The sequence below is a fragment of the Streptomyces sp. NPDC058045 genome, assembly GCF_042885635.1.
GTDB lineage: Bacteria > Actinomycetota > Actinomycetes > Streptomycetales > Streptomycetaceae > Streptomyces.
Genome location: NZ_JBHVRR010000048.1, coordinates 1 through 23,411, shown reverse-complemented (window position 1 = coordinate 23,411; position 23,411 = coordinate 1). Strand labels below are relative to the sequence as shown.

19 protein-coding genes are annotated in these 23,411 nt (G+C 71.4%); 1 reads left to right on the top strand and 18 read right to left on the bottom strand.

Annotated features, from left to right (window positions below; genetic code table 11):
- Nucleotides 1–65 precede the first annotated feature (65 nt).
- The 4 genes from ACFVST_RS23835 to ACFVST_RS23820 all read right to left on the bottom strand — a co-directional run bounded on the left by ACFVST_RS23835 (nucleotide 66) and on the right by ACFVST_RS23820 (nucleotide 3,247).
- Nucleotides 66–539 (bottom strand): GNAT family N-acetyltransferase, encoded by a 474-nt coding sequence (locus ACFVST_RS23835; protein ID WP_390155473.1) that lies wholly within the window; start codon nucleotides 537–539, stop codon nucleotides 66–68.
- Entirely contained in the window at nucleotides 536–1,477 is a 942-nt protein-coding gene (locus ACFVST_RS23830; RefSeq protein ID WP_390155471.1) for an RluA family pseudouridine synthase, read from the bottom strand. Before ACFVST_RS23830 ends, ACFVST_RS23835 begins: the two co-directional genes overlap by 4 nt.
- A gap of 51 nt (nucleotides 1,478–1,528) precedes the next feature.
- Nucleotides 1,529–2,155, bottom strand: a complete 627-nt coding sequence (gene lspA, locus ACFVST_RS23825) for a signal peptidase II (RefSeq protein ID WP_390155469.1) — start codon at nucleotides 2,153–2,155, stop codon at nucleotides 1,529–1,531.
- Nucleotides 2,156–2,266: 111 nt separating this feature from the next.
- Nucleotides 2,267–3,247 carry a TraR/DksA family transcriptional regulator gene (locus tag ACFVST_RS23820; protein WP_390155467.1) on the bottom strand — a complete coding sequence of 327 codons (981 nt, stop codon included), beginning with the start codon at nucleotides 3,245–3,247 and terminating at the stop codon, nucleotides 2,267–2,269.
- A gap of 572 nt (nucleotides 3,248–3,819) precedes the next feature.
- On the opposite strand from ACFVST_RS23820, the gene ileS reads away from it, so the two are divergent.
- Entirely contained in the window at nucleotides 3,820–6,963 is a 3,144-nt protein-coding gene (gene ileS / locus ACFVST_RS23815) for an isoleucine--tRNA ligase (RefSeq protein ID WP_390155465.1), read from the top strand.
- Nucleotides 6,964–7,172: 209 nt separating this feature from the next.
- Here ileS and ACFVST_RS23810 read toward each other — a convergent pair whose 3' ends face one another.
- The 14 genes from ACFVST_RS23810 to ACFVST_RS23745 form a co-directional block, all read right to left on the bottom strand.
- The gene (locus ACFVST_RS23810; protein WP_390155463.1) at nucleotides 7,173–8,294 is read right to left on the bottom strand and encodes a DivIVA domain-containing protein; all 1,122 of its coding nucleotides are present in this window, start codon (nucleotides 8,292–8,294) and stop codon (nucleotides 7,173–7,175) included.
- Nucleotides 8,295–8,365: 71 nt separating this feature from the next.
- Nucleotides 8,366–8,650 (bottom strand): YggT family protein, encoded by a 285-nt coding sequence (locus tag ACFVST_RS23805; protein ID WP_390155461.1) that lies wholly within the window; start codon nucleotides 8,648–8,650, stop codon nucleotides 8,366–8,368.
- A 60-nt stretch (nucleotides 8,651–8,710) separates the two neighbouring features.
- On the bottom strand, nucleotides 8,711–9,379 hold the full coding sequence (gene sepF, locus ACFVST_RS23800; protein WP_390155459.1) for a cell division protein SepF: 669 nt from the start codon (nucleotides 9,377–9,379) through the stop codon (nucleotides 8,711–8,713).
- A 137-nt stretch (nucleotides 9,380–9,516) separates the two neighbouring features.
- The gene (locus ACFVST_RS23795; RefSeq protein WP_390155457.1) at nucleotides 9,517–10,236 is read right to left on the bottom strand and encodes a YggS family pyridoxal phosphate-dependent enzyme; all 720 of its coding nucleotides are present in this window, start codon (nucleotides 10,234–10,236) and stop codon (nucleotides 9,517–9,519) included.
- A gap of 6 nt (nucleotides 10,237–10,242) precedes the next feature.
- Complete coding sequence (gene pgeF, locus ACFVST_RS23790) at nucleotides 10,243–11,001, bottom strand: peptidoglycan editing factor PgeF (protein WP_390155500.1); 759 nt, start codon at nucleotides 10,999–11,001, stop codon at nucleotides 10,243–10,245.
- Nucleotides 11,001–12,227 (bottom strand): cell division protein FtsZ, encoded by a 1,227-nt coding sequence (gene ftsZ, locus ACFVST_RS23785; RefSeq protein ID WP_390155455.1) that lies wholly within the window; start codon nucleotides 12,225–12,227, stop codon nucleotides 11,001–11,003. Before ftsZ ends, pgeF begins: the two co-directional genes overlap by 1 nt.
- 283 nt (nucleotides 12,228–12,510) lie before the next feature.
- On the bottom strand, nucleotides 12,511–13,299 hold the full coding sequence (locus ACFVST_RS23780) for a cell division protein FtsQ/DivIB (protein ID WP_390155453.1): 789 nt from the start codon (nucleotides 13,297–13,299) through the stop codon (nucleotides 12,511–12,513).
- 45 nt (nucleotides 13,300–13,344) lie between these two features.
- Nucleotides 13,345–14,439: an undecaprenyldiphospho-muramoylpentapeptide beta-N-acetylglucosaminyltransferase gene (gene murG, locus ACFVST_RS23775; RefSeq protein ID WP_390155451.1), complete on the bottom strand. Its 1,095-nt coding sequence runs from the start codon at nucleotides 14,437–14,439 to the stop codon at nucleotides 13,345–13,347.
- 6 nt (nucleotides 14,440–14,445) lie between these two features.
- A complete protein-coding gene (gene ftsW / locus ACFVST_RS23770) occupies nucleotides 14,446–15,780 on the bottom strand; it encodes a putative lipid II flippase FtsW (protein WP_390155498.1) in 1,335 nt (444 codons plus the stop codon).
- Nucleotides 15,781–15,915: 135 nt separating this feature from the next.
- Nucleotides 15,916–17,343, bottom strand: a complete 1,428-nt coding sequence (gene murD / locus ACFVST_RS23765) for a UDP-N-acetylmuramoyl-L-alanine--D-glutamate ligase (protein ID WP_390155449.1) — start codon at nucleotides 17,341–17,343, stop codon at nucleotides 15,916–15,918.
- Nucleotides 17,325–18,395, bottom strand: a complete 1,071-nt coding sequence (gene mraY / locus ACFVST_RS23760) for a phospho-N-acetylmuramoyl-pentapeptide-transferase (RefSeq protein WP_390155496.1) — start codon at nucleotides 18,393–18,395, stop codon at nucleotides 17,325–17,327. The genes murD and mraY overlap by 19 nt, the downstream gene beginning before the upstream one ends.
- Nucleotides 18,395–19,828 (bottom strand): UDP-N-acetylmuramoyl-tripeptide--D-alanyl-D-alanine ligase, encoded by a 1,434-nt coding sequence (gene murF / locus ACFVST_RS23755; protein ID WP_390155447.1) that lies wholly within the window; start codon nucleotides 19,826–19,828, stop codon nucleotides 18,395–18,397. The genes mraY and murF overlap by 1 nt, the downstream gene beginning before the upstream one ends.
- 4 nt (nucleotides 19,829–19,832) lie before the next feature.
- Entirely contained in the window at nucleotides 19,833–21,539 is a 1,707-nt protein-coding gene (locus ACFVST_RS23750) for a UDP-N-acetylmuramoyl-L-alanyl-D-glutamate--2,6-diaminopimelate ligase (RefSeq protein ID WP_390155445.1), read from the bottom strand.
- A gap of 14 nt (nucleotides 21,540–21,553) precedes the next feature.
- Nucleotides 21,554–23,410, bottom strand: a complete 1,857-nt coding sequence (locus ACFVST_RS23745; RefSeq protein ID WP_390155443.1) for a peptidoglycan D,D-transpeptidase FtsI family protein — start codon at nucleotides 23,408–23,410, stop codon at nucleotides 21,554–21,556.
- Nucleotide 23,411: the final 1 nt, after the last annotated feature.

Genomic DNA, 23,411 nt, shown 5'->3' with positions numbered 1-23,411 from the left:
CGAACCCCGGCCCCACACCGCGAAGTTGGACGAATGCGGACGAAGTGCGGTGAGAGGGTCAGGCGTCAGAGCGCGCGGCGCATCGCCCGGTGCGGGATGCCCGCGTCCGGGAACTCCGGCCCGTACGCCGCGTATCCGAGCCGCTCGTAGAAGCCCAGCGCCTGCGTCTGCGCATGGAGGTCGACCGCGGTCAGGCCGCGCTCCCGGGCCGCGTCCTCGATCCCCCGCACCAGCGCCGCACCCACCCCGAGCCCCCGCGCCGCCCGGCCGACCGCCAGCCGCCCCAGCGATCCGACCGCCGCGTCACCGCCGGTACGCTCCACCGCCTCGGGCCCGAACAGCAGCCGACCGGTGCCCAGCGGCCGCCCGTCGGCCCCCAGCGCCAGCAGATGCACGGCCCCGGCGTCGTACTCGTCGTACTCCACCTCCGGCGGGACGCCCTGCTCCTCGACGAAGACCTCCCGGCGGACGGCGAAGCAGGCCTCGCGGTCCCCGGCGCCCTCGGTGACCCGGACCAGGACCGCGGCCGGAACGCTCACGCGCTCTCCGCCCGCACCCGGTCCAGCGCCCGCTGGAGGTCGTCCGGGTACCCGCTCTCGAACTCGGCCCAGCGGCCGTCGCCCGGGTGCTCGAAGCCGAGCCGCACCGCGTGCAGCCACTGCCGGGTCAGCCCCAGGCGCTTGGCGAGGGTGGGGTCGGCGCCGTAGGTCAGATCGCCGACGCAGGGGTGCCGGTGGGCCGCCATGTGCACCCGGATCTGGTGGGTGCGGCCCGTCTCCAGCTTCACGTCCAGCAGGGAGGCCGCCCGGAACGCCTCGACCAGGTCGTAGTGCGTCACCGACGGCTTGCCCTCGGCGGTGACCGCCCACTTGTAGTCGTGCTGCGGATGCCGGCCGACGGGCGCGTCGATGGTGCCGCTGGTGGGATCGGGATGGCCCTGCACCAGCGTGTGGTAGCGCTTGTCGACGGTGCGCTCCTTGAACTGCCGCTTCAGCGAGGTGTACGCGAACTCGGACTTGGCGACCACCATCAGACCCGAGGTGCCCACGTCCAGCCGGTGCACGATGCCCTGGCGTTCGGCGGCGCCCGAGGTGGAGATGCGGTACCCGGCGGCGGCGAGACCGCCGATCACGGTGGGCCCGCGCCAGCCGGGGCTGGGATGGGCGGCCACCCCGACCGGCTTGACGATCACCACCACGTCCTCGTCGTCGTGGACGATCTCCATGCCCTCCACCGGCTCGGCCACCACCTGCACCGGGGCGGGCGCCTGCGGCATCTCCACCTCCAGCCAGGCCCCGCCGTGCACCCGCTCGGACTTGCCCACCGCGGCCCCGTCGACCTGCACCTTCCCCGCGGCGGCCAGCTCGGCCGCCTTGGTCCGGGAGAAGCCGAACATGCGCGAGATGGCGGCGTCGACGCGCTCGCCCTCCAGGCCGTCGGGCACGGGCAGGGTACGGATCTCGGGAAGCGTGCTCACCCGTCGAGTATGACGGACGGTTCTGACGGCCCCGTACGCGAGTGCCGGGGCTCAGTTCTTGTGGACGGTGCCGTCCGGGTCGAGGCCGCGGAACGACAGCAGCACGATCAGGATGCCGCCGCACACGATCGCCGAGTCCGCCAGATTGAAGACGGCGAAGTGCCGAGGGGCGATGAAGTCCACGACCTCGCCCCGGAAGACACCCGGGGAACGGAACAGCCGGTCGGTGAGATTGCCCAGCGCACCGCCGAGCAGCAGCCCCAGCGCGATCGCCCAGGGCAGGCTGTACAGCTTCCGCGCCAGCCGCACGATCACAAAGATCACCGTGGCCGCGATCACCGTGAAGACCGCCGTGTACGCCTCGCCCATGCTGAAGGCGGCGCCCGCGTTGCGGATGGCTGTCAGTTGCAGCCAGTCACCGAGCAGCCGGACCGGCTCGCGGTGCTCCAGCTTCGCCACGACCAGCATCTTGCTGCCCAGATCGATGAGGTAGGCGAGCAGCGCGACACCGAGCAGGACGGCGATCCGCCGCGGCCCCCGGCCACCCTGCGGCACCGAAGCCTCGCCCTGCTCGCCCTTCTCACTCCCGCCCGTCCCGCTCTCGCCGCCCCGGTCCTCGGCGGCGTCCGCCGCTTCCGGTGAATCCGGCGTACCGATGGTGCGCTCCGCCTCTGCCACGTGAGTCCTTCGAGCTGGATGCCTTCGCTGGGGACGAGAGTACGACACGCACCCCGGCCCGCGGCCCGCACGGGGCGCTCGGGGACGGGGTGCGTGCCGCACGGTCCGCGGTCAGTAGCGGCGTTCCTGCTTCTGCTTGCACTCCACACAGAGGGTGGCCCGCGGGAAGGCCTGCATCCTGGCCTTGCCGATGGGATTGCCGCAGTTCTCGCAGACGCCGTAGGTGCCGGCGTCCAGGCGCTCCAGGGCGCGCTCGCTCTGCTGGAGCATCTCGCGGGCGTTCGCGGCGAGGGCCAGCTCGTGTTCGCGGGTGATGTTCTTGCTGCCGGTGTCGGCCTCGTCGTCGCCCGCGCCGTCGCCGGAGTCCCGCATCAGACCGGCGAGCGACTGCTCGGAGGACTCCAGCTCGTTGTTGAGCCGCAGCACCTCGGCGGTCAGCTCGGCGCGGGCCTCGTCGACCTCGTCCTTGGTCCACGGATCCTCGCCGGGGCGTACCGCGAGCTCGCCGGGTTCCGCCGCGAGGGGCACCGGGGTGGGATTCTTCGCCACCGTCTTCTTCGCAACCACTGGCGTGGCTCCTGTCGTCTCGGCGGCCTCAGCCGCACCCTCGGCCACCGGGGCGGCCGTCTCGTGACCCGCACCTTTCCTGCCGGCCTCGGCCCGGGGGGCCTCCGCCTTCTTCCTGCCCGCGGACTTCTTGGCGGACTTCTTCACGGCCGCCACCTCGGCGCCCGCCTTCTGCGCGGCACTCTTCCCCGCCGCCGTCTTCTTGGCCGCGGCCTTCTTCGGCGCGGCCTTTTTCGCGGCCGTCTTCTTGGCCGCCGTCTTCTTCGCGGAGCGCTTCTCGGCTGCCGTCTTCTCGGCGGCGGCGGCCTGCTTCGGCGCCGCCTTCTTCGCAGCCGTGGCCGTCTTCTTCGTGGCCGTCTTCTTCGCGGTCTTCTTGGTGGCCGTCCGCTTTCCGGCTGCCTTCTCCGGGGTGGGCCGCGACTTCCCGGGGGCCCGGCCCGCGCCGTCCGCGGCGGTCGACCGGCCGCGGGAAGCGGCGGTACCGCCCTTCTCCGAATGCTGTACGGCGGTCTTCTTCGCCACCATGGCAGAGACCCCTTCACATAGGGTGATCTTCCCCGCGAATCGCGCTGGAACGATAAATCGACTCCCAGCCCGCGGCAACGGGGCACGCCGCCCGATCAGCCCGCCCCGCCGGAGCCGCGCGAGCGACCTGCAAGCGTTGTGCCCAGCTCCCCGCCGGGTAATCCGCCCCTCCCCGCCCCACCCGTCCCCCACCGGCCCGACGGACCATTCGGGTCACCCGGCGCCTCCCCGCGCCCCGGGAAAAGCGGTCGGCCGCGGTCCGCCGAGCCCCGTACACTGGGCGCAGCGAAAAACGTGGATGGGGACGAGTAGCGGCGTACGCGGCCAGGAGCGACCCGGGGACGGTGTGAGCCCGGGGGTCTGCGCGACGTGAAGATCACCCCGGAGTCGCCGGAAGAACACCGAGGCCCCCGGCCCGGCCAGTAGACCCGGTCTCGCTGCCCCAATGAGGGGGCCCGCCGGCACACCCGCCGCCGGAGGGCCAAGGAGGGTGGTACCGCGGGAGCGCCGCAGCGCGGCCGGCTCTCGTCCCTCCGACGGAAGGCAGCACGTTCCGTTGGAGGAGTACGCCGATGACGCCGCCGCAGTACCGCCAGGTCCCCGCCCAGGTCGACCTGCCCGCGCTTGAGCACGCTGTGCTGGACTTCTGGCGCGAGCAGAAGATCTTCGCCAAGACGCTGGCACAGTCCGAGGGCCGCCCCGAGTGGGTCTTCTACGAGGGCCCGCCCACCGCCAACGGGATGCCGGGCGCCCACCACATCGAGGCCCGCGTCTTCAAGGACGTCTTCCCCCGCTTCCGCACCATGCGCGGCTACCACGTGGGCCGCAAGGCGGGCTGGGACTGCCACGGGCTGCCGGTGGAGCTGGCCGTGGAGAAGGAGCTGGGCTTCAACGGCAAGCAGGACATCGAGGCGTACGGCATCGCCGAGTTCAACGCCCGCTGCCGGGAGTCCGTGACCCGGCACACCGACGCCTTCGCCGAGCTGACGACCCGCATGGGGTACTGGGTCGACCTGGACGACGCCTACCGCACCATGGACCCGGAGTACGTCGACTCCGTGTGGTGGTCGCTGAAGGAGATCTTCGACAAGGGCCTGCTGGTCCAGGACCACCGGGTGGCGCCCTGGTGCCCCCGCTGCGGCACCGGCCTCTCCGACCACGAGCTGGCCCAGGGCTACGAGACGGTCGTGGACCCCTCGGTCTACGTACGCTTCCCGCTGACCTCCGGGCCGCTCGCCGGGCAGGCCGCGCTGCTGGTGTGGACGACGACGCCGTGGACCCTGGTGTCCAACACCGCGGTCGCCGCCCACCCCGAGGTCACCTATGTGGTCGCCACCGACGGCACCGAGCAACTGGTCGTCGCCGAGCCCCTGTTGGAGAAGGCGCTCGGCGAAGGATGGACCGCGACCGGGCAGCGCTTCACCGGCGCCGAGATGGAACGCTGGGGCTACCGGCGGCCGTTCGAGCTGGTGCCCTTCGAGGCCCCCGCGCACTTCGTGGTCAACGCCGACTACGTCACCACCGAGGACGGCACCGGCCTCGTCCACCAGTCCCCCGCCTTCGGTGAGGACGACCTCCGAGTGTGCCGCGAGTACGGGCTGCCGGTGGTCAACCCGGTGCGCCCCGACGGCACCTTCGAGGCCGAAGTCCCGCTCGTCGGCGGCCAGTTCTTCAAGAAGGCCGACGAGCCCCTCACCCAGGACCTCGACGCCCGCGGCCTCCTCTTCCGTCACATCCCGTACGAGCACAGCTATCCGCACTGCTGGCGCTGCCACACCGCGCTGCTCTACTACGCGCAGCCGTCCTGGTACATCCGCACCACCGCCGTCAAGGACCGCCTCCTCGCCGAGAACGAGAAGACCAACTGGTACCCCGACTCGGTCAAGCACGGCCGCTACGGGGACTGGCTGGACAACAACATCGACTGGGCCCTCTCCCGCAACCGCTACTGGGGCACCCCGCTGCCGATCTGGACCTGCGAGGAGGGCCACCTCACCTGCGTCGGCTCCCGCACCGAACTGGGCGAGCTGTCCGGCCGGGACCAGTCGGCGCTGGACCCGCACCGCCCGTACATCGACGCGGTCACCTTCGACTGCCCGCGCGAGGGCTGCGGCCGCACCGCGAGCCGGGTGCCCGAGGTCATCGACGCCTGGTACGACTCCGGCTCCATGCCGTTCGCGCAGTGGGGCTACCCGTACAAGAACAAGGAGCTGTTCGAGAGCCGGTATCCGGCGCAGTTCATCTCCGAGGCCATCGACCAGACCCGCGGCTGGTTCTACACGCTGATGGCCGTCGGCACCCTCGTCTTCGACAAGTCGTCCTACGAGAACGTGGTCTGCCTCGGCCACATCCTCGCCGAGGACGGCCGCAAGATGTCCAAGCACCTGGGGAACATCCTCCAGCCCATCCCGCTCATGGACCAGCACGGCGCCGACGCCGTCCGCTGGTTCATGGCGGCCGGCGGCTCCCCCTGGGCGGCCCGCCGCGTCGGCCACGGCACCATCCAGGAGGTCGTCCGCAAGACCCTCCTCACCTACTGGAACACCGTCGCCTTCCAGGCCCTCTACGCCCGCACCTCCGGCTGGGCCCCGACCGACGCCGACCCGGCGCCGGCCGACCGCCCGCTCCTCGACCGCTGGCTCCTGTCCGAGCTGCACACCCTCACCGACCAGGTCACCCAGGCCCTGGACGCCTACGACACCCAGCGGGCCGGCAAGCTGCTCTCGGCCTTCGTGGACGACCTGTCCAACTGGTATGTGCGGCGCTCCCGCCGGCGCTTCTGGCAGGGCGACAAGGCGGCGCTGCGCACCCTGCACGAGGTGGTCGAGACGGTGACCCGGCTGATGGCCCCGCTCACCCCGTTCATCACCGAGCGGGTCTGGCAGGACCTGGTGGTGCCGGTGACGCCGGACGCCCCCGAGTCGGTGCACCTGGCGAGCTGGCCGGAGACCGACCCGGCGGCCGTCGACCCCCGGCTGTCGCAGCAGATGGCACTGGTGCGGAGGCTGGTCGAACTGGGCCGCGCCACCCGCGCCGAGTCCGGCGTCAAGACCCGGCAGCCGCTGTCCCGGGCGCTGGTCGCCGCGGCCGGCTTCGACCAGCTCTCCGCCGAACTGCGCACCCAGATCACCGAGGAGCTCAACGTCACCTCGCTCGCCGGTCTCTCGGACGTGGGCGGCTCACTGGTGGACACCACCGCCAAGGCCAACTTCCGTGCCCTGGGCAAGCGGTTCGGCAAGGGCGTACAGGCCGTGGCCCGTGCCATCGCCGGGACCGACGCCGCCGCGCTCTCCCGGGCGCTGCGCGAGGGCACCGCCTCGGTCGTGGTCGACGGGGAGCCGGTGGCCCTCGCCCCGGACGAGGTGATCATCACGGAGACACCGCGGGAGGGCTGGTCCGTCGCCTCCGACTCGGGCGCCACCGTCGCGCTCGACCTGGAGATCACCGAGGAACTGCGTCGGGCCGGGCTCGCCCGGGACGCGATCCGCCTCATCCAGGAGGCCCGGAAGAACTCGGGGCTCGATGTCGCGGACCGCATCGCGCTGCGCTGGACCGCGTCCGACGAGGCGGTCAGGACCGCGCTCACCGAGCACGCCGGGCTGATCGCGGACGAGGTCCTCGCCGCGGACTTCGCCTCCGGCGAGGCGGACGACTCCTACGGCGAGGCCTTCACCGACGAGCCCCTCACCCTCACCTTCCACCTCCGCAAGTCCTGACCCACCCGGGAGCACCCGCCCCCGGCACCGCCGCCCGCCAACTCCCCACCGGCGGGCGGCGGTTCCGTTCACGACCCGCCCAACCCCGCGCTTGCGGGACCCCCGGCGCCGGGCAACTCCCAGGTGGGCGGCCCCCGTTACGCACACTAGGGCGGGGCCCCGGAAGAATCCGGAGCCCCGCCCTTGTCGGTACTACTGGCGGTGACCGCTCAGTTGTCGTCCTCGTCGATGAGGAAGCCCCGCATCGGCGAAGGTGCCGCCTGCTGCATCGGCTGCGGAGCCTGCGGCCGCACCGGCGCCATCGGCTGGGTCATCGCCGGGGACATCTGCTGCTGCCCGCCGTACGACGGGGCACCCTGCGCGGGACCGCCCGGAGCACCCCCGCCCATCGTCTGGTTGCCACCGAAGGACGGGGCACCCGCACCGGCCGGAGCCATCGAGGGCGCCGGAGCCGGGGACGGCGGCAGCGAAGCGGTCGCCGGGGTCCGCGGCGGGGCCAGCGAGTCGTCCGCCTGCGTCTCCAACTGGCGGAGCTGGGACTCCAGGTAGGACTTCAGCCGGGTGCGGTACTCGCGCTCGAAGCCGCGCAGGTCCTCGACCTTGCGCTCCAGCGTGGCGCGAGCGGACTCCAGGGAGCCCATCGCCACGCGGTGCTTCTCCTGCGCGTCCCGCTCCAGGGCGTCGGCCTTGGCGCGGGCGTCCCGCTCCAGGCCTTCGGCACGGCTGCGGGCCTCGCCGACGATCTTGTTGGCCTCGGAACGGGCCTCCGCGATCGCCTGGTCCGCGGTCTGCTGGGCCAGCGACAGCACCCGGGCCGCGCTGTCGCCGCCGGGACCACCCTGACCGCCGGGGCCGCCGGGGCCACCAGGACCGCCGGGGCCGGGAAGCTGGGGGCCGCCGTGGCCGCCCATCGGGCCGCCCATGGGACCGCCCTGCATGGGGCCGGGGCCGTGCGGACCCTGGGGTCCGGGGCCGTGACCGCCGGGGCCTGCGGGCAACTGCGGTGCACCACCGGGCAACTGGGGCGGACCGCCCATCGGATGTTGCTGCGGGGGCACCGGTTGCGGGCCCGATATGGCGGCTGGCACCGGACCCTGCGGCCGGTCCTGCGGTTCGGGCGGCTTCCGCATGTTCTGCTGCTGTTGGTTCTGCGCGGCGGCACGGGTCGCTGCGGCCAGCTTGGCGCGCAGGTCCTCGTTCTCGCGGAGCAGACGGGTCAGTTCGCCTTCGACCTCGTCCAGGAAGGCATCGACCTCGTCCTCGTCATAGCCTTCTCGCAGACGGACGGTTGTGAACTGCTTGTTCCGCACGTCCTCGGGGGTCAGCGGCATCTCTTCACCTCAACTGGGGTCATCGGCGGCATTCGACATTCGGCAGTCGACATTCGGCAGGACCGTATCGCTCACAGCCGGCTCACGACGGAGATCAGGATGTAGACGATGATCATCAAAACGAAGAAGGACAGGTCGAGCGCCACGCCCCCGAGACGCAACGGCGGGATGAATCGCCGCAGAAGCTTGAGCGGTGGATCCGTGACTGTGTAGGTGGCCTCAAGGAGGACCACCATCACCTTGCCTGGCTGCCATGAGCGGGCGAACTGGAACACGTAGTCCATCACCAGCCGGAAGATGAGCACGATGAGGAAGCACATCAACGCGATGTAGAGCACATCCAAGAACACGCTCATGATCCGCGCTTCCCTCTCCCCTGAACTCGTACCGTTGCTGCTGTTGTGACCGGTTGTGTCTCAGCTCTGGTTGAAGAACCCGCCCTCTGCGATGCGGGCCTTGTCCTCCGCCGTGACATCGACGTTAGCAGGAGACAGAAGGAAGACCTTCTGTGTCACCCGCTCGATGCTGCCGTGAAGACCGAAGACGAGTCCAGCCGCAAAGTCGACAAGTCTCTTCGCGTCCGTGTCGTCCATCTCCGTCAGATTCATGATCACCGGAGTGCCCTCGCGGAAGTGTTCCCCGATGGTACGGGCTTCGTTGTAGGTCCGGGGGTGGAGTGTGGTGATCCGGTACGGCTCTCGTTCGGACACGACCTTGGGCATGATCACCGGCGCGTTCTTCTCCAGGCTCTGACGTTCAGGTGTGATGGACGCCACGGGTGCGATACGCGCCGGACGTCCGGATTCCGGGGCAAGTGAGGCGGACCGGCGGGCCGGTTCGCGCTCAGCCGACGCCCTTACGGAACGCGCCGGTTCGTCCCTTTCGTTCGTGTGGGACTCATGCGGTTCGTGTGCCGGAAGGGGCTGGTGCGACTGGTGCGGCGACTCGTGCCGTCTGCTGTCCCGCTCGGGCTCCGGGTCCAGTTCGGGCTCGAAGTCGTCGTCGGGGTCGAACCCCCGGCCGTCGTAACCATCGTCCTCCACGAGACCGAGGTAGACCGCCATCTTGCGCATCGCGCCGGCCATGCTCTGAGTCCTCCGCTCTGTGGTGGATCGTCGTGGTGGATCGGCTGCCGCCAACCTAGTGTCCGCGATCCACTCGGTCCGTCCCACAAGTTTGGGATTGACCATATTTTCTGCTGTGGTCCGACTTCTTGGCGACGTTACCCGAGCCGTGGTCTGACTCCGAGTACCGCAGTACCGACGCGCACATGTGTCGCTCCGGCCGCCACGGCCTCTTCGAGGTCTCCGCTCATCCCCGCTGAGACCATGTTCGCAGCAGGATGCCGCGAGCGCAGGGCTGTTGAGATTTCCCACAGTCGGTCGAACGCCTGCCGCGGCTGTCCCGCGTAGGTTCCGGTGAGCGGCGCCACCGTCATCAGACCGCCGAGCCGGAGCCCGGGCCCGGCCTCGATGTGGTCCGCCAACTCCCTTACCGCGCCCGGCGATGCGCCGCCGCGGGCACCCCGTCCGCCCTCCTCCGCGTCGAGTGCCACCTGGATCAGGCAGCCCACCTCGCGACCGGCCGCCGCGGCCTGCCGGGAGAGCGCGTCGACCAGTTTGACCCGGTCCACGGACTGCACGACATCGGCATAACCGACCACGGAACGCGCCTTGTTGGTCTGCAACTGGCCCACGAAGTGCCAAGTCAACGGCAGGTCCGAACAAGCGGCGGCCTTGGGGGCGGCGTCCTGGTCGCGGTTCTCCGCCACGTGCCGCACGCCGAGTTCGGCGAGGAGGCGCACATCGGACGCGGGGTAGGTCTTGGTGACCACGATCAGGGTGACCTCGTCGCGGTCCCGGCCGGCCGCCGCGCAGGCGGTGGCGATCCGGTCCTCAACTCCCGTCAGATTCGCGGCGAGTTGCTCCTTGCGTTCCGTCATCTGCCCTCAGTCCAGCCACACATAGCCCGCGAGCCGCCCGGTGGTGCGGTCGCGCCGGTACGAGAAGTGGTCGCCGGACTCCAGGGTGCACACCGGGGACTGCTCCCGGTCGTGTACCCCGAGCCGCTCCAACTGGGCGTGCACCCCGGCCGTCACATCCACCGCGGGGGTGCCCCAACTCGTCTCGGCGAAGGCCGCCCGCTCCACCTCGGCGACCTCGGCGCGCATCCGCTCGGGCACCTCGTAGCAGCGGCCGCAGACCGCGGGGCCGGTGCGGGCGACGATGCGGGAGGGGTCGGCGCCCAGTGCGGTCATGGCGGCGACGGTGGCGGGGACCACGCCGGCCACCATTCCGGGACGGCCCGCGTGGGCGGCCGCGATCACGCCGGCCTCCGGGTCGGCGAGCAGAACGGGGGTGCAGTCCGCGGTGAGCACGGCGAGCGGAAGGCCGCGTTCGGTGGTGACCACGGCGTCCGCCTCGGGCACCGGCCGCTCGCCCCAGGGAGCGTCGACCACGGCGACCTCGCGGCCGTGGACCTGGTTCATCCAGACCACGCGGTCCGGGTCGAGGCCCAGGGCGCGGGCGGCGCGGGCCCGGTTGGTGCGGACCGCCTCCGGCTCGTCGCCCACGGCCCCACCGAGATTGAGCTCTTCGTACGGAACGGCGCTCACCCCGCCCCACCGATCGGTGAAGGCGAAGTGGGCGCCGTTCGCGGAGTGTTCCGCAGTGGCCGCGGCGGGGGCCGCGGCCTCGCTTCGGCCTATCACTTCAGGAAGTCCGGCACGTCCAGCTCCTCGGCAGCGCTGTCGTACGTGGTGGTGGTGCGCGGCTGCGGCGGGGTGGTCTGGGTGGAACCGGAGGGCAGTTCGCTCGCGGGGACCGGCTCGGCCACGGGCTCGGGGCTCACCGGCTCCTCGCGCGGGGTGACGCTGCCGAGGCCGCCGAAGGCCGGGCGGCTCTCCGCGGGGCGGGACGACGGGGCGGGCTGCTCCTCCCGCTTGGCGGAACCGCCGATGACGCCGTCACGCTGCTTGGCCGGGGGCTGCCCGCCGTCGAAGCCGGCCGCGATGACGGTGACCCGGACCTCGTCGCCGAGGGCGTCGTCGATGACCGCGCCGAAGATGATGTTGGCCTCGGGGTGGGCGGCCTCGCTGACCAGTTGGGCCGCCTCGTTGATCTCGAAGAGGCCGAGGTCGGAGCCGCCGGAGATGGAGAGCAGCACGCCACGGGCGCCGTCGATGGACGCTTCCAGCAGCGGCGAGGAGATCGCCATCTCGGCGGCGGCCACCGCGCGGTCGTCGCCGCGGGCCGAGCCGATGCCCATCAGGGCCGAACCGGCCTCCGACATCACGGACTTGACGTCGGCGAAGTCCAGGTTGATGAGGCCGGGGGTGGTGATGAGGTCGGTGATGCCCTGGACACCGGAGAGCAGTACCTGGTCCGCCGACTTGAAGGCGTCGAGGACGGAGACCTGGCGGTCCGAGATGGACAGCAGCCGGTCGTTGGGGATGACGATGAGGGTGTCGACCTCTTCGCGGAGCTCGGCGATGCCGTCCTCCGCCTGGTTGGCGCGACGGCGGCCCTCGAAGGTGAAGGGGCGGGTGACAACGCCGATCGTGAGGGCACCGAGCGAGCGGGCGATGTTGGCCACGACGGGCGCGCCGCCGGTGCCGGTGCCGCCGCCCTCGCCTGCGGTGACGAAGACCATGTCGGCCCCCTTGAGGACCTCCTCGATCTCCTCGCGGTGGTCCTCGGCGGCCTTGCGGCCGACGGCCGGATTGGCGCCGGCGCCGAGTCCGCGGGTGAGTTCCCGGCCGACGTCGAGCTTGACGTCGGCGTCGCTCATCAACAGAGCTTGCGCGTCGGTGTTGATGGCGATGAACTCGACGCCCTTGAGACCGACCTCGATCATCCGGTTGATGGCATTGACACCACCGCCGCCGACACCGATGACTTTGATGACTGCGAGGTAGTTCTGCGGTGCTGCCACGTCGAAGGCCTCTCGCCTCGATTACGTGCCGCCGCCGCGCTCTTGATGGCGCCGCGACGACTGATGCCGAATGGGACGGTCCGAAGCCGACCCGAACCCTAAGCCTGAAGTTTAGGGTTACCAGTGTGCCTGTTGCTGGGACTTCTTGACTGTTCCGAACAGGACACTAAGTCGACACGTGGCGCCCGTTCAACGAACACGCCGAACCTCCCGTTTTTCTTTTCACCCTATGTGATCACCCGTAGCGCTGCCCAACCAGGGTGCTGGCCTGCGACAACAGCCGTCAACTCGCCGATGAGGCAGGGGCGGTGGGGACGCTGACGTCGAAGTGCCGGGAATGTGGAGCTGCTTTCATGAGAGCGGAGAGGACCCTGCTCTTCGCCGCGCTCTCCTCTCCGCTCCCCCAGTTCACCGTGCGCGAACGTGTCAACTCCAGTACCACGGAGTCGAATGAGCGCACCGTGACCTTGCGGGTGTCGCGGTGTACGGCGGCCGGCAGATCGTCCACCACGGCCACCGCGGAACGCAGCAGCCGCCCGGTGCCGAAGCGCGACCGGCTGGGCGAGTCCGCGGCGCGCAACTCGATCCGCGGCAGGCCCCGGGGCGGACGCGCGAGAGTGGCGAACCGCACGCCCCCGCGGTCGACTTCGGCGAATCGGCCGCCCCGGGCGAGCACCGCCACCGCATGGCGTTCGGTCACCCTGAGCGAGATGTCGTGCGGCCAGGAGCGGGAGACGTCCACCGAGTCGACCCGCGGCAGCGCCTTCTTCAGCCGGGCCGCGACGGCCGAGGTGTCCACCGAGACGAGTGGCGAGCCGACCGGAACCCTTGCCGCGTCGCGGACTTGAGCCTGCGTCAGGACCTCGGTGCCGGTCACCTGCACCCGGGTGGTGCGGAGCCAGGAGGAGCCGTAGAGCACCCAGAGTGCGGGGCCGGCGAGGAGGGCGAGGAGGAGCGGGGTGAGGACCAGGAGGCGGCGGCGCCGGTGGGGGCGCGGGCTCCGGTCGGGCCGGGGCGGGCCGGACTTGGGCGGCCGCCGCTCGCTGCGGCGGGCGGTCATGGGTCCGGCCACGTTCCCCTGCCTTCCGTCACACCGTGCGGCGTGACCGGTCGGGCGTCAGGCCGCGTGCCGCGCCCTGATCGCTTCGTACACCATGCCGACCAGCAGCTCGTCGGCGTCCCGGCGGCCGAACTCGGAGGCGGCGCGGGACATTTCATACAGTCGGTGCGGGTCCGCGAGGACCGGCAGGACGTTGCCCTGCACCCATTCCGGGGTGAGTTCGGCGTCGTCGACGAGGAGTCCGCCGCCCGCCTTGACGAGCGGCTGGGCGTTGAGCCGCTGTTCGCCGTTGCCGATGGGCAGCGGTACATAGGCGGCGGGGAGCCCGACGGCGGAGAGTTCGGCGACGGTCATCGCGCCGGCCCGGCAGAGCATCATGTCGGCCGCGGCGTAGGCGAGATCCATCCGGTCCACATACGGTACCGGGACATAGGGCGGCATCCCGGGCAGGTTGTCGACGTGCGGTACCTCGTTCTTCGGGCCGACCGCGTGCAGCACCTGGATACCGGCGCGCTGGAACGCCGGAACGGCCTGCTGGACCACCTCGTTGAGGCGGCGGGCGCCCTGCGAGCCGCCGGAGACCAGCAGCGTCGGCAGGTTCTGGTCGAGGCCGAACGCGGCGCGCGCCTCGGGCCGGACGGCTGCCCGGTCGAGGGTGGCGATGGAGCGGCGCAACGGGATGCCGATATAGCGGGAGTTGCGCAGCTTGCTGTCGGGGGTGGAGACGGCGACCTGGGCCGCGTAGCGGGAGCCGATCTTGTTGGCGAGGCCGGGGCGGGCGTTGGCCTCGTGGATGATGATCGGCACCCCGAGCCGTTTGGCGGCGAGGTAGCCGGGGAGGGCGACATAGCCGCCGAAGCCCACCACCGCGTCCGCGCGGGTGCGTTCGAGGACCTGCTCGGCCGCCTTGATGGTGCCGCGCAGCCGCCCCGGCACGGTGATCAGCTCGGGGGTGGGCTTGCGCGGCAGCGGGACCGCGGGGATCAGCGCCAGTTCGTAGCCCCGCTCGGGCACCAACCGGGTTTCCAGACCGCGTTCCGTGCCGAGGGCAGTGATGCCCACGGTCGGGTCCTGCCTGCGCAGGGCGTCCGCTAGGGCAAGCGCTGGCTCGATGTGGCCGGCGGTCCCCCCACCGGCGAGTACGACATGCACCGAAATTCACCGCTCTCCGGACGAACGCGCCGCGGCGCGCCGTCGCATCGTGTTCCATCTGCGAGGTTCTGCGGTGACCCGCGAACCTCGTGCCGCAGCCCCGTTTTTATCAAAGTCCCGGCGACGGGCCGCCGCCCGGCCGACGAGCTGGCGTACCGGCCCTGGTCCGCGCATCGCGAGCGCGGCCCGGGCGGCAGGCTCCTCGCGGGCGAAGGCGATCAGCAGTCCGATCCCGAACATCGTGGGCAGCAGGGCGGATCCGCCGTACGAGAAGAGCGGGAGGGGGACGCCGGCGATGGGCAGCAGGCCCAGTACCGCGCCGATGTTGATGACGGCCTGGGCGGTGATCCAGGTGGTGACGCCGCCCGCCGCGTACCGCACGAAGGGGTCCTCGGTGCGGCCGGAGAGGCGGATGCCGGCGGCGGCGAGGGCGGTGAAGAGGGCCAGTACCGAGAGGGTGCCGGCCAGGCCGAGTTCCTCACCGGTGATGGCGAAGATGAAGTCGGTGTGGGCTTCGGGGAGTTGGCCCCACTTCTCCACGCTGGCGCCGAGCCCGGAGCCGAACAGCCCGCCGGAGGCCAGGGCGTAGATTCCGTGCACCGCCTGCCAGCAGCGGTCGCCGGGGCCGGAGTCGGTGGCGCCGAGGCAGGCGAGCCGGGACATCCGGTTGGGGCTGGTCCAGATCAGCAGGACGCCGATCAGCGCGGAGGCGGAGAGGACTCCGGCGAAGAGGCGGGTGGGGGCGCCGGCCAGCCAGAGCAGGCCGAAGAGGATCGCGGTGAGGATGATCGCGGTGCCCATGTCGCCGCCGAGCATGATGAGTCCGAGCAGCAGGAAGCCCACTGGGATCAGCGGTACCAGCAGGTGTTTCCACTGGCTGAGGAGGCGCTTGTCGTGTTTGCGGGCGAGCAGGTCCGCGCCCCACAGGACGAGCGCCAGCTTGCCGAACTCACTGGGCTGCAACTGGAACGGGCCGCCCAGCGACAGCCAGTTCTGGTTGCCGTTGACCGCCATCCCTATCCCCGGCACCTGCACCAGCGCCATCAGGAAGACGGACACCGCCAGCATCGGGTAGGCCAGGCCCCGGTGCAGCCGTACCGGCATCCGGGCGGCGGCCAGCAGCAGGGCGCCGCCGATGAGGGCGGCGACGAACTGCTTGCGGAAGAAGTAGGCGCCGGGCAGGGAGAGTTGCAGGGCCCGGATCATGGACGCGGAGTAGACCATCACCAGGCCGAGCACCGTGATCAGCAGCGCGCTGCCGATGAGCAGGTAGTAGGCGGTAAGCGGGCGGTCCCAGGCGCGGCGGACCCGGCGGTTGAAGGTGGCGAGTGCGGAGGACATCGGCGCCGTCAGCTTCCCACCGGGCCCGGTACCGGACGACCGCCCCGGGGACGGATCAGCCGCCAACTCCCGTACTCCCGCATCGGACATACCATCGCACTGCGCCTCATGGTCACGGTCCCTCCCGGAAAGGGTTCAGGCGCCGAGCCCACGTACCGCGTCAGCGAAAGCGTCCCCGCGCTTGTTGTAGTTGGCGAACATGTCCATGGAGGCGCAGGCCGGCGCCAGCAGCACCGTGTCGCCCGCGCGGGCGAGCCCCCTCGCCTCATGGACCGCGGCCGCCATCGCCCCAGTGTCGGTCCGCTCCAGGTCCACCACCGGGACCTCGGGGGCGTGTCGCGCCAGCGCCTCGCGGATCAGCGCCCGGTCCCGGCCCATCAGCACCACGCCCCGCAGCCGGGCCGCGGAACGCGCCACCAACTCGTCGAAGACGGCCCCCTTGGCGAGCCCCCCGGCGATCCACACGATGGACTCGTACGCCGCCAACGAGGCTTGTGCGGCATGGGTGTTGGTGGCCTTGGAGTCGTCCACGTACGCCACCCCGCCGAGGTCCGCGACATGGGCGATGCGGTGGGCGTCGGGGCGGAAGGCGCGCAGGCCCTCGCGGACCGCGGCGGCCGGTACGCCGTAGGCGCGGGCCAGGGCGGCGGCGGCGAGGGCGTTGGCGATGTTGTGCGGGGCGGACGGCTGGACGTCGCCCGTCTCGGCCAGCTCCTGGGCCTGCCGCCGCCGGTCCTCGACGAAGGCGCGGTCGACCAGGATGCCGTCCACCACGCCGAGTTGGGAGGGCGCCGGGGCGGAGAGGGTGAAGCCGATCGCGCGGCAGCCCTCCTCGACGTCGGCGGCCCGCACCAGGTCCTCGGTGGCCTTGTCGGCCACGTTGTACACACAGGCCACCTGGTTGCCCTCGTAGACACGGCCCTTGTCGGCGGCGTACGCCTCCATCGAGCCGTGCCAGTCGAGGTGGTCCGGGGCGAGGTTGAGGACGGCGGCGGAGTGCACGCGCAGCGAGGGCGCCCAGTGCAGCTGGTAGCTGGACAGCTCCACCGCGAGCACGTCGTACTGCTCCTCGCCGAGGACCACGTCGACGATGGGGGTGCCGATGTTGCCGACGGCGGTGGTGCGCAGGCCGGCCGCGGTGAGGATGGACGCCAGCATCTGGGTGGTGGTGGTCTTGCCGTTGGTCCCGGTGACGGCCAGCCAGGGCGCGGAGTCCGGGCCGCGGAGCCGCCAGGCGATCTCCACATCGCCGACCACGTCCACGCCGGCCGCCGCGGCCGCCGCGAAGAGCGGTGCGGACGGCGCCCAGCCCGGCGAGGTGACCACGAGCCCGGTACCCGGCGGCAGGGTCTCGGCGTCACCGAGGCGGACGGCGATGCCCTCCGCCTCGGCGGCCGCGGCCCGTTCGCGGTGCGCCTCGCTGTCACCGCCGTCGACGACGGTGACAGCGGCGCCGAGTCCGGTCAGGGCGCGGGCCGCGCTGAGACCGCTGACGCCGAGCCCGGCGACGGTGATCCGCCGCCCGGTCCACTCCTGGCTGCTGGTCACTTGTCGGCTGCCCATCCCGCGTAGAAGACACCGAGTCCGACGATCACGCACATGCCCTGGATGATCCAGAACCGGACCACGATCAGGACTTCCGACCACCCCTTGAGTTCGAAGTGGTGCTGGAGCGGGGCCATTCGGAAGACCCGCTTCCCGGTGAGGCGGAAGGAGCCGACCTGGATCACCACGGACATGGTGATGAGGACGAAGAGGCCGCCGAGGAGGGCGAGCAGCAGTTCGGTACGGGAGCAGATGGCGAGGCCGGCCAGGGCGCCGCCGAGCGCCAGCGAACCGGTGTCGCCCATGAAGACCTTGGCCGGCGAGGTGTTCCACCACAGGAAGCCGAAGCACGCTCCCATCAGCGCGGCGGAGACCACGGCCAGGTCGAGCGGGTCTCTCACCTCGAAGCAGGCGGCCGGGTTGGTGAGGGTCTGCGCGTTGGCGCAGGACTCCTGGAACTGCCAGACGCCGATGAAGGTGTACGCGCCGAAGACCATCACCGAGGCGCCGGTGGCGAGACCGTCCAGGCCGTCGGTGAGGTTCACCCCGTTCGACATGGCGAGGATCATGAACAGCGCCCACACCACGAACAGCACCGGGCCGATGGTCCAGCCGAAGTCGGTGACGAAGGAGAGCTTGGTGGACGCCGGGGTGTTGCCGCGGTTGTCCGCGAACATCAGGGCGAGCACCGCGAAGCTGATACCGACGATCAACTGCCCGGCCATCTTCGCCTTGGCCCGCAGGCCCAGCGAACGCCGCTTGACGATCTTGATGTAGTCGTCCAGGAAGCCGACCAGGCCCATCCCGGTCATCAGCCCCAGCACCAGCAGACCGGAGAAGGTGACCGGTTTGCCGGTGATCACCTTGCTGAGGAAGTAGGCGACGATCGTCGCCAGGATGAAGGCGATACCACCCATCGTCGGGGTACCGCGCTTGCTGTGGTGCTCCCGCGGGCCGTCGTCGCGGATGTACTGGCCGTAGCCCCTGCGGGCCAGCAGCTTGATCAGCAGCGGCGTGCCCACCAGGGTCAGGAAGAGGCCGATGACTCCCGCGAACAGGATCTGGTTCATCATCGGGCGGCGACCTCGCCCTCGCCGGCGTCCCCGAGCAGCGCGGTGGCCACCTGCTCAAGGCCGACCGATCTGGATGCCTTCACCAGCACGACGTCCCCCGGGCGCAGTTCTTTGCGCAACAGGTCGACCGCCGCCCGTGCGTCGGACACGTGCACCGACTCCTCACCCCACGAACCCTCGTTGTAGGCGCCCATCTGCAGCCAGGCCGCTTCCCTGCCGCCGACTGCCACGAGCTTGCTCACGTTGAGCCGGACGGCTAGCCGTCCGACCGCGTCGTGCTCGGCGAGAGCCTCGTCCCCGAGCTCGGCCATCTGACCGAGCACCGCCCACGTACGGCCCCCCTTGGCCTGTGCTGCCTGGCCCATCGCCGCGAGCGCGCGCAGAGCGGCCCGCATGGACTCGGGGTTCGCGTTGTAGGCGTCGTTGACCACTGTCACGCCGTCCGCGCGCTCGGTGACCTCCATCCGCCAGCGGGAGAGGGTGCCCGCCTCGGAGAGCGCACGGGCGATCTCGTCTGCGGACATGCCCGACTCGTGGGCGACGGCGGCCGCGGCGAGCGCGTTCGACACGTGGTGCTCACCGTACAGCCGCAGGGTCACGTCACTGCACCCGGAGGGTGTGTGAAGGCGGAACGACGGCTGCCCGCCCGCGGTCAGCCGCACGTTCTGCGCCCGAACGTCCGCTTCGTCGGCCTCACCGAACAACAGCACCCGTGCGGTGGTGCGTTCGGCCATGGCTCGAACCAGTGGGTCGTCCGCGTTGAGTACGGCGACACCGCCGTCCGCGGCGGACGGCAGGGCCTCCACCATCTCGCCCTTGGCCTGCGCGATCTGCTCCCGGCCTCCGAACTCGCCGATGTGCGCGGTGCCGACGTTCAGCACCAGGCCGATCCGCGGGGGGGTGAGACCGGTCAGATAGCGGATGTGGCCGATACCGCGGGCGCCCATCTCCAGTACCAGGAAACGGGTTTCGGCGGTGGCGCTGAGTGCGGTGAGGGGCAGCCCGATCTCGTTGTTGAGCGAGCCCGGCGTCCACACCGTGGGCGCCCTGCTGCTCAGCACCTGGGCGATGAGGTCCTTGGTGCTGGTCTTGCCCGCGGACCCGGTGAGCGCGATCAGGGTGGCCCCGAGGCGCTCCACCACGGCGCGCGCCAGGGCCCCGAGGGCCGTCTGCACATCCTTGACGACGATCACGGGCACCCCGGCGACGGGGCGGGAGCCGAGCACCGCGACGGCGCCCGCCTTCACCGCCCGCTCCGCGAAGTCGTGGCCGTCGGCGCGCTCGCCGACGAAGGCGACGAACAGGCCGCCCGGCACCACCTCGCGGTTGTCCCGCACCACGGGCCCGGTGACGGTGACCGACGGATCCGGTATGTCATGCGTCTGCCCGCCGACGATGCTGGCGATCTCGGCGAGGGAGAGGGCGATCACAAGTTCATCCCTGATTCTTCTGAACGGCTTCGATGGCTTCGCGCAGTACCCGCCGGTCGTCGAAGGGGCGGATCACCCCGGCGATGTCCTGGCCCTGTTCATGGCCCTTGCCCGCGACGATCACGGTGTCGCCGGGCTCCGCGCGGCCCACGGCGGCCGCGATGGCGGCGGCCCGGTCCTCGAACACCGCGACGTCGCCCCGCTCATGGGCGGGCACCTCCGCGGCCCCCGCGAGCATCGTGGCGAGAATCGCCAGTGGATCCTCCGACCGCGGATTGTCCGAGGTCAGTACGGCGGTGTCGGCGAGGCGGGCGGCGGCGGCACCCATCGCGCCCCGCTTGGTGACGTCCCGATCACCGCCGCAGCCCAGCACGATGTGCAGCCTGCCCTCGGTGACCTTGCGCAGCGCCCGCAGCACCGACTCCACGGCGTCCGTCTTGTGCGCGTAGTCCACGACCGCGAGATAGGGCTGCCCGGCGTCGACGCGCTCCAGGCGGCCGGGGACGCCGGGCACGGTGGCGATCCCGTCGGCGGCGGTCTGCGGGTCCCGTCCGGCGACGGCGAGGGCGACGATCGCGGCCAGCGTGTTCGCCACGTTGAACGGCCCGGCCAGCGGCGAACGCGCGGCGACCCGCACGCCCTCGGGGCCGACCGCGGTGAACGTCGAGTCCAGCGGCCCCACTTGGACGTCCTCGGCACGCCAGTCGGCGTCCGGGTGGCCCTCGGCGGAGAAGGTGGTGACCGGGTAGCCCCGCTCGGCGCACTCCTCGATGAGCCGCCGCCCGTACTCGTCGTCGTGGTTGACGACGCCCTGGTGGGAGCGGTCCTTGGTGAAGAGCTGGGCCTTGGCCTGGAAGTAGTCCTCCATCCCGGAGTGGAAGTCCATGTGCTCCGGGCTGAGGTTGTTGAAGACGGCGACGTCGAAGACGCAGCCGTCGACCCGCCCGAGGATCAGCGCGTGGCTGGAGACCTCCATCGCCACCGAGGCCACGCCGCGTTCCCGCATCACCGCGAACAGCGCCTGGAGATCGGTGGCTTCGGGGGTGGTGCGCTCGGACTTGATGCGCTCCTCGCCGATGCGCATCTCCACGGTGCCGATCAGCGCGGGCAGATCGCCGCCGGCGGTGAGGCCGCCCTGCACCAGATAGGCGGTGGTGGTCTTGCCGGAGGTACCGGTGATCCCGATCTGGAGCAGGTCGCGTCCGGGATGCCCGTAGACGGTGGCCGCCAGCTCGCCCATGTGGGCGCGGGGGTGGTCCACGACGAGCACCGGCAGACCGGTGGCGGCGGCGCGTTCGGCGCCGGAGGGGTCGGTGAGGACGGCGGCGGCGCCGAGGTCGGCGGCCTGCGCGGCGAAGTCCGCGCCGTGCAGCCGGGCGCCGGGCAGCGCGGCGTAGATGTCGCCGGGGCGGACGGCGCGCGAGTCATGGGTGATGCCGGTGACGGCGGCCTCCGCGGTGGCGCTGACGCCCAGCTTTCCGGCCAGCTCCGCGAGGGGGGTGGCACGGACCTGGGCCGGCCGGGGGGCTCCGGGGTAGGTCACGGGGGCGTCCTTGCGGGTGGTTCGGGACTGATCGGCTTGTGGCACGGCGGTGAGCGTACCGGGCTCACCCGTCCCGGAGCCAAAAGGGCGGGGCGGCTGCGGCGGACGGCCGGACCGCGGGGCGCCGGCGTCGGGACGGTTCCCGGGATCGGGGGTGATGGGGGTCACGGGCGGTTCCTGGTTCAGCCGTGGGGCTTGAAGGTGACGGGGATGCGGGCGGGGGCCGCACCGGTGGGCGGCACCTGGAGGGACTTCAGCGCGAACTCCATCACCTTCTGGTAGATGGGCCCGCAGGTCTGGCCGCCGAAGTAGCTGCCCTTGGTGGCGTTCTGCAGGGCGCAGTAGACGGTGACGCGCGGCTTGTCGGCGGGGGCGAAGCCGGCGAAGGACGAGGTGTAGCCGTGGTAGCGGCCGGATTCCGGGTCGACGCGGTTGGCGGTGCCGGTCTTGCCCGCGACGCGGTAGCCGGGGATGCGGGCGGCGAGGCCGGTGCCCTCCTCGTCGTCCACCACCGACTCCAGCATCCGCGCGACCGTACGGGCCGTGGCGGCGCTCACCACGCGGCGGCGGTCGGGGGCGTCGGCGGGGGTGAAGCGGCCGTCGGGGCCCTTGGTGCCGCGGACCAGGGTCGGCTCGGTCCTGACGCCCCCGTCGGCGATGGTGGAGTAGATGGAGGCGGCCTGTACCGCGTTGATGGAGAAGCCCTGGCCGAAGGGGATCGTGTACTGCTGCGAGGTGGACCAGGTGCCGGGCGCGGCGAGGATGCCGGAGGTCTCCCCGGGGAAGCCGAGCCCGGTCTCCCGCCCCATGCCGAACTTCCGCAGATACGAGTGGAGTACCCGGTTCGCCTGCTGCTGGGTCTTGCCGAGCTGGCCGGTGGCCAGGATGGTGCCGATGTTGCTGGACTTGGCGAGGACCCCGTTGAGCGTCAGGTACCAGGTGGGGTGGTCGATGTCGTCGTGGAAGATGCGGTCGCCGCGGTGCAGGGTGTTGGGGACGGTGACACGGGTGGTGGGGGTGGCCGCGTTCTCCTCCAGTACGGCCGCCATCGACATCACCTTGGCGGTGGACCCGGGCTCGTAGGCGTCCTGGAGCGCCGGATTGCCGAGCGCGCCGGGGGTCGCCTTCGACAGGTCGTTGGGGTCGAACCCGGGGGCGTTGGCCAGGGCCAGGATCTCGCCGGTGCGGGTGTCCTGGACGACGACATAGCCGCGGTCCGCCTTCGACTTCCTGACCTGTTCGCTGATGGCCTGCTGGGCGGCCCACTGGATGTCCCGGTCGATGGTCAGCTCCACCTGGGTGCCGGCCACGGCGGGCGTCTCGGTGCTGCCCGCGGTGGGCACCCGGTGGCCGCCGGACTGGGCGTAGCGGATCTTGCCGTCCTTGCCGGCGAGTTCCTTGTTGAGCTGGAGTTCGAGTCCGCCGCCGCCCTTGCCGTCGGCGTCCACCCAGCCCAGTATCCCGGCGGCCAGATCGCTGTTGGGGTAGACGCGTTTGCTGGTGGGTTCCTGGAGGACGCCGGCGAGGACGTTGACCGCCTTGGGGTCCTGGCCGGCCTTGGCCGCGAGGGTGGATCTGAGGTCCTTGATCTGGTTCCACACCTGCGGGGTCTGGCGGCGGGCCAGCGTCACATAGCGGGTCCTCGGCGTCTTCAGCTTCTTCGTCAGCCCGGCGGCGTCCTGCTTCAGGATCGGCGCCAGCAGCGCGGCGGCCTGCTCCGGGGCGTCCGCGAGCTTGGTCTCCCTCGGCGTGAACATCGTGGGGTCGGCGGTGATGTTGTAGGCGTCGACGGTGGTGGCGAGTTCGACGCCGCCGCGGTCGGTGATGGTGCCGCGTTCGGCGGTGAGCGGCTGGGTGAGGTAGCGGTTCTGCGCCGCCTTGGCCGAGTAGGCGCTGGCGTCGACGGCCTGCACCTGGAGCAGCCGCACCACGAACACCAGCATGATCAGGGCGAGTCCGAGGCTGACCAGCCGCAGCCGGGGCCGCGGGCTGCCCAGCGTCAGCGGCCGGGCCGGGCCGCGGGGGGCGGGCCGCGGCACC